The sequence below is a fragment of the Frankia sp. KB5 genome, assembly GCF_002099325.1.
Lineage (GTDB): Bacteria > Actinomycetota > Actinomycetes > Frankiales > Frankiaceae > Frankia > Frankia casuarinae.
The window spans coordinates 1-5,456 of the sequence record NZ_MRUJ01000236.1 but is presented as its reverse complement, the minus strand read 5'-3'; the positions used below and the strand labels follow the sequence as shown (position 1 = coordinate 5,456).

The following is a 5,456-nucleotide window of genomic DNA, read 5'->3' as shown; positions in this document are numbered from 1 at the left end:
CCTCCCCTACGTGTGCGATCACCCGGTACGGGTCAGCCGGCGGACCCGCGCTGTCTGTGAGCGGTACCCCGAGGATGCCGGGAACCGCCGATGCGGTGGGAGAGCCAACCGGGGCAGGGGGTGCCTCGCTGGGGCGCGGCCGTGGGAGCTTGAACCACAGCAGGTCTTCCGGGATGCACAGGACCTCGGCCCACCGGATGAGCTTCGTAAGGTCGGTCACCGGCTCACCCGACTCGATGCGGCTCAACTGGGTCTGAGTGATGCCCATCCACCCGGCCACCATCTCCTGAGACAGGAGAACAGTGTGATGAGGGTGGTTGCGGTAGGCCGCGATCACCCGGCCCATGTGCCGCTCATCAAGGGCGTCCCGAAGCTGATCGGAGGCGGTCCAGAACCCGGCCGGCACCTCCGGCGCAGCCGTGCCCCGTTCCCGAGCCCGGCGCTGGCAGGGCCCACACGATCCCCGGTCGTTGTCCCGGGCAAGGCGCGTGCCACACCGGCAGTAGCGAGAATCGTCTACCTGGTCACTCATCGCAGTGACGCCCCTTCGTGACCTCCCAGGCCCGGATCGTGCTTACGCAGTCTATCCAGCGCCGCGGGCCGCTCATACCTACGACGCATGGCGCCTATGCGTGCCACGTCTAGTGATCACGAATCGTTGATTTCACACTTGCCCCAGGCCCCGGGGCCGGGTCGAGGAAAGCCGTTCTTCAGATGACGGCGGTGGGCTCCTCGGCCTCGGGTGCCGCTCCAGGCGGAACGTCGAACGAGGGAGAAGACGGACAGTGGAAAGGATGAGTGGAGGCTGGCCGGGTATCCCGCAACTGTCGGGCGATCTTCCTTTAAGGATTCTGCGATTGCAGAGCGATGTTGCCGTCACCGCGATAGAAGAGCTGGAAAGCAAGCTCATCGACTACGAGAGCCGTGCCCCAGTCGACCCCCTTGAATACGCCGCGCTACTGGAACGAATCGAGAACATCACGGAGGAGGCTCAATGGATCAAGAACCAAATAATCAAGATCACGGATGGAGGGGGATCCAGCTCGGGGAGGTGATCGCCCGGCACATCCGGCCCTACGCCGTCCTGAACGGCTACGGTGTGCAGATCGCCACCTTCGCCACCTGGAACGACGCACACGTCTGGGCACACAAGAAAATACAGGACCCCGACGTCATTCTCCCCTTGGAGGTGGAGGACCGGACGCAGCGGATCACGCGGCGCATCACGCGAGAGACGTGTGAACTCATCGCTTGGACGATCTTCACGAAGGTCGGTGGCTGCGAGCCGATGAACGGGGAGGACGGCCCATCGCCTCGCACCCTCGACGAGAGTTAGCGCTACAGCAACCCCCTGTGTAATTCCCTCCTGATCTGGGAGTCGACCGAACGTGGACGAGATGGACGGCAGTCTGACCCTCGACCGGGCCGCGCCCGCGACGATCGTCGCCGAGCCTTCGGCGAGGAGACGCATTGAGCAGTACTTCCTGGCAGTCAACAACGCATTCCCATCGGTGCACGAAGTGGCGACCATCGTCATCACTCACATGCTGCCCGACCGGCCCTTCTTCCTGGACGCGGTGGCGCGAGGGAACGATCTGATATCGATTCTTCCCAAGCCGAAGTCCTGTGACCCGACGACGCGGGCCGCCATCAGCGGCCGGTACCACTGTGATGACCTGGACCGCGATCGCTTCACCCATCCTGCGAAAGTTCTCGCGTACATCGAAGAGCGGGCCGCAGGTCGAGACCTTGTCCTGTTGGATATCGGCGGTTACTTCGCGCCCGCGCTAACCTCCCTGTGTCGGCAGTTCAGCGGGCGAATCGTGGGAGTCGTCGAGGACACGGAGAACGGGTACCGTAAGTACCTTTCGTGTGGGAAACCACCCTGCCCGGTTTTCTCGGTAGCCCGCAGTCCGCTGAAGCAGCCGGAAGACTATCTGGTGGGTCAGTCCGTCGTGTTCTCCACCGAATCGCTTCTCCGAGAGCACGGGGATATCCTGCACGGCCGTGAGACCTGCGTCATCGGTTACGGCAAGATCGGTCGTAGCGTGGCGAACACCCTTCGAGCCAAATCGGTCCGCACCACCGTGTACGAGACAGACCCGGTGCGTGCGGTCGAGGCCATGTCGCATGGATTCGCGGTGAAATGGTCAAAGTCCGAGGCGCTGGGCCGCGCCGATGTCATCGTGTGYGCCACCGGCAACCGGGCGCTGGAGGGTGAAGACTTCACTTACCTGCGGCCCGGCTCCTACGTGGCGTCCGTGACATCGTCGGACGACGAACTGAACCTCGCCTCGCTCCGCGGAACCTACCGGGTCGACCGGCTCGGCCCACACCTCAGCCGCATGACCTCATGGAACCATCATTTCTATCTGCTCAACGATGGAAATGCGGTCAACTTCGTCCACGGCGCTGCGGTCGGCCCGTTCATCTTCCTTGTCCAAGGCGAGATCCTCGCGGCCCTCGCGCTGCTGTCGTCGGGACAGACCATGGAGCCGGGCCTACACGAGGTCGGCAACCGGGAGCGTGAAATCATCGCCCGGTCCTGGCTGCGATGCTTCAACGAGGAGTGAACCCCCATGCCCGTCACGAACGACGACATCGCCAAGACCATCCGTGCGCATCTCGACGCACACCCGGAGGACGCCGAGTCTCTGGCCCCTCTGCTGGAAGCGGCCCGAGGAAGCGACGCGCCCCTGGCCTCCAGGACGACCACACCCGGCCACGTGACCTGCGGAGTGGTCGCAGTCACCTCTGATCGCCAAGTCCTCCAGATCCGCCACCGCAGCCTGAACCGATGGCTCCTTCCCGGCGGGCACATCGAGCCGGACGACGCCTCGCTCCTGGACGCAGCCCTACGTGAGCTGGCCGAAGAGACAGGGATTCCCSGGGCCTGGGCGAACCCTGCCCTCGAACGGCCCGTGGACGTGGACGCACACGTGATCCCACCGAACCCCGCAAAGCGGGAGCCGGAGCACATCCACTACGATCTTCGCTTCCTCCTGGCCATCGATCCGCCAGCCGGCAACGCCAATGTGGCGCTGCAACTGGAGGAGGTCGCTGACTACCGCTGGGCCCCGTTGACCGAACTGCCCGGCCGTCTGAGCGACCGTACCCGAGCTAACCTCCTCGCTCGACCCTGAATTGATCATCCGGGACCGACTTCTTAGGAACACAGAGATCAAAACGGCGGCCACGACGTCCCCTGATGCAGAGGGCATGATCGCCATCGCTAATGTTCTGTACGGTTTCAAGGCCGCCCCTTCGGGGCGGCAACCCCAGTTGGCCAGCCAGAACGAGGCAGGGGCGCCGCACGCGCCGCGCCGAACAGGACCCCGTCCGCCCCGCCGCGCGCCCGGGGCGGGGCCCCGCCTCCCTCCGGTCGGCACCCCACCCCGGGCGCGTCGGACCGGCCGCCCGTTCGGCGCGTCGGAGCGTCGTTGCGTTCCTGTGCTGTGCCATGCGCCTTGAGAGGGACAGGCGAGATGCGTGTCGGGATGTGACGGGGCTCTGCCCCGAACCCCGGCCCTTTCTCCGGAGGAGGGAGACCGCCGGCGGTGCCGGAGGGCAGCGGCGCGGCACGTCCGCTGGTTCCCCCGCCGGACGGACACCACAGGCAACCCCAGAACCCTCCGACCGCGCAAGGGCACACGCCTTCCGGTGGGGTCGAGCGCCGTCGGTGCCCTTGCACGGCCGAAGGAACCTGGGGTAGGGCTACGCCTGCCCGCCCGACGGAGGACCAGCTCAAGCCCCCGGCATGTCGAGGGTCGACGACCACCCAACCGGAGCGCCGCAAGGCCGACGAGCGGCCCTGTGCCCGTCGGATCGCCTGCCCCCACGGGTGTATGGTCCTGAGACCGGCCGATAGACACCGGAACGATCACGCTTCCTATCCTTCCGTTTCGTCTCGATTAGGATGGATGAAACGGAACGATACGTTATGTGTCCGGTGGGGTTCGTGTCCGTGGCCGCCGCCGAGCGCAGCCGTTCCGGTGCTCTTGGCCGCCGRGTCAGCCCCGCCGCCCAGTGGGAGCAGGCACGCCGCACAGCGCAGCCCTCAAGAACGCCGAAGTGCTCTCAKAGCGCCGCAGCTACACCCGCACCGGCCGACGGTCGCGGACCATGTCCGCCAACGCCACGACGCTTCGAGGATCGAGCCGAACCAGCTCACCACGCAGCCGCACGCCAGTCGGACCCACCGGAGCAGCCAACAGCAGCACGTGAAGCGCCTCTTGGTAGGGAGTCCACGCCGCCGGACCCACCTGGACGCACGGCGGTACCCATCCGGCCGCCATCAGAGGCCGCCGAGCAGGGAACCAAGGTCCGGCAAGGTCCGGAACCGCAGGATCACCGCAGAATCGCCGGGACTCACCCGCCAATGATCGATAAAGAGAACCGGCGGAAGCGTCGCCGTAACGTCCACCAAGTCGCGCAGGCTCGCGCCCGGCGTCATCGCCAGGTCGTACAGACCGTGATCGTCATGCGGATTGATCGTGACGAACGGACGCCCTTCGTACGGGTTGCGCCAGCCACCCCGACCGGACGGCGGAATACTAGACACGGGTCACCCCTGTTCACCCAGGTTGTGATCAAGGTTCCGGTGGGTGGTGCAACACCCGCCGGAACCGCCAACATCACCAACTATAGGGCATGGCGTCCCATAGTTCCGAAGAACAGGTAGGTACGTGGCGGAAGACCCGTTGATCGGTTACCGCGAGATGGCGGAACGGGCCGGCATTAGACCGGGCACGCTGCGTAACTATCGCGCCAAAGGACTACTTCCTGAGCCAGACGACATCTCGGTACCCGACCGACCCAGGTGGAAGACGTCCACCTTCGATGCATGGRTGGCCAGCCGCCCCGGAAGGGGTGCGCGTACGGACCTCCGGCCGCCGGACGCTGCCGACTAATCGATCATCCCGCGAAGCGGCGAGCGGCACGGCCACGTCGGTAGAGCTGGACTACTTGCGGTAGCAAGCAACCGAGTGTGGGCAGGTCAAGCGTTGCTGCGACTACTTGCGTACCTGATTCCGTGTGTTGGAAGTGACGGACATCACGGTGTAATTTCGGTTCCTAGACGACCCGCGCCGCTTCTGCCTCGTCCACCGCCGCGCAAAAAGTGAAGTTCGCCAACCTGTTGCGTGCAGCGCTTCACGCCCCTGCTCGTCGACGCGGCGAGGCCGTGCCGGCACCTGCCCGGGGACAGGTGGTTCGTCGACGAGACGTATGTCAAGGTCGCCGGCCGGTGGACGTACCTGTACAGGGCGGTTGACCAGCACGGGCAGGTCATCGACGTCCTCGCCAGCGCACGACGCGACCAGGCTGCGGCACGCCGGTTCTTCACCGCGGCGCTGTCTCACGGCCGCCGGCCGGTCGAGGTCACCACCGACAAGGCCGCCGTTTACCCGCGGATCCTCGACGAGCTGGTACCCGAGGCCTGTCACGTGGATGTCGCG

Annotated in this window: 7 protein-coding genes and 1 pseudogene; 5 read left to right on the top strand and 3 right to left on the bottom strand. The window is 65.7% G+C overall.

Features of this window, described 5'->3' with window-relative positions:
* The coding region (locus KBI5_RS20260; protein WP_133057089.1) for a helix-turn-helix transcriptional regulator at positions 1 to 532 on the bottom strand (532 nt) is incomplete at its 3' end.
* Positions 533 to 857: 325 nt separating this feature from the next.
* Between KBI5_RS20260 and KBI5_RS27150 the strand changes: the two genes are divergently transcribed.
* The 4 genes from KBI5_RS27150 to KBI5_RS20245 all read left to right on the top strand — a co-directional run bounded on the left by KBI5_RS27150 (position 858) and on the right by KBI5_RS20245 (position 3,143).
* The gene (locus KBI5_RS27150) at positions 858 to 1,055 is read left to right on the top strand and encodes a hypothetical protein (protein WP_162492186.1); all 198 of its coding nucleotides are present in this window, start codon (positions 858 to 860) and stop codon (positions 1,053 to 1,055) included.
* A complete protein-coding gene (locus tag KBI5_RS20255) occupies positions 1,052 to 1,336 on the top strand; it encodes a hypothetical protein (protein ID WP_235463305.1) in 285 nt (94 codons plus the stop codon). The genes KBI5_RS27150 and KBI5_RS20255 overlap by 4 nt, the downstream gene beginning before the upstream one ends.
* Before the next feature lie 61 nt (positions 1,337 to 1,397).
* Complete coding sequence (locus KBI5_RS20250) at positions 1,398 to 2,573, top strand: adenosylhomocysteinase (protein ID WP_232235230.1); 1,176 nt, start codon at positions 1,398 to 1,400, stop codon at positions 2,571 to 2,573.
* 6 nt (positions 2,574 to 2,579) lie between these two features.
* Positions 2,580 to 3,143, top strand: a complete 564-nt coding sequence (locus tag KBI5_RS20245) for an NUDIX hydrolase (RefSeq protein WP_085016134.1) — start codon at positions 2,580 to 2,582, stop codon at positions 3,141 to 3,143.
* 948 nt (positions 3,144 to 4,091) lie between these two features.
* Here KBI5_RS20245 and KBI5_RS28480 read toward each other — a convergent pair.
* Complete coding sequence (locus KBI5_RS28480; RefSeq protein ID WP_255353912.1) at positions 4,092 to 4,220, bottom strand: hypothetical protein; 129 nt, start codon at positions 4,218 to 4,220, stop codon at positions 4,092 to 4,094.
* Positions 4,221 to 4,294: 74 nt separating this feature from the next.
* A complete protein-coding gene (locus KBI5_RS20235; RefSeq protein WP_011438461.1) occupies positions 4,295 to 4,561 on the bottom strand; it encodes a hypothetical protein in 267 nt (88 codons plus the stop codon).
* A gap of 646 nt (positions 4,562 to 5,207) precedes the next feature.
* Between KBI5_RS20235 and KBI5_RS20225 the strand changes: the two are divergent.
* Positions 5,208 to 5,456: pseudogene (locus tag KBI5_RS20225) on the top strand (DDE-type integrase/transposase/recombinase); the annotation flags it as partial.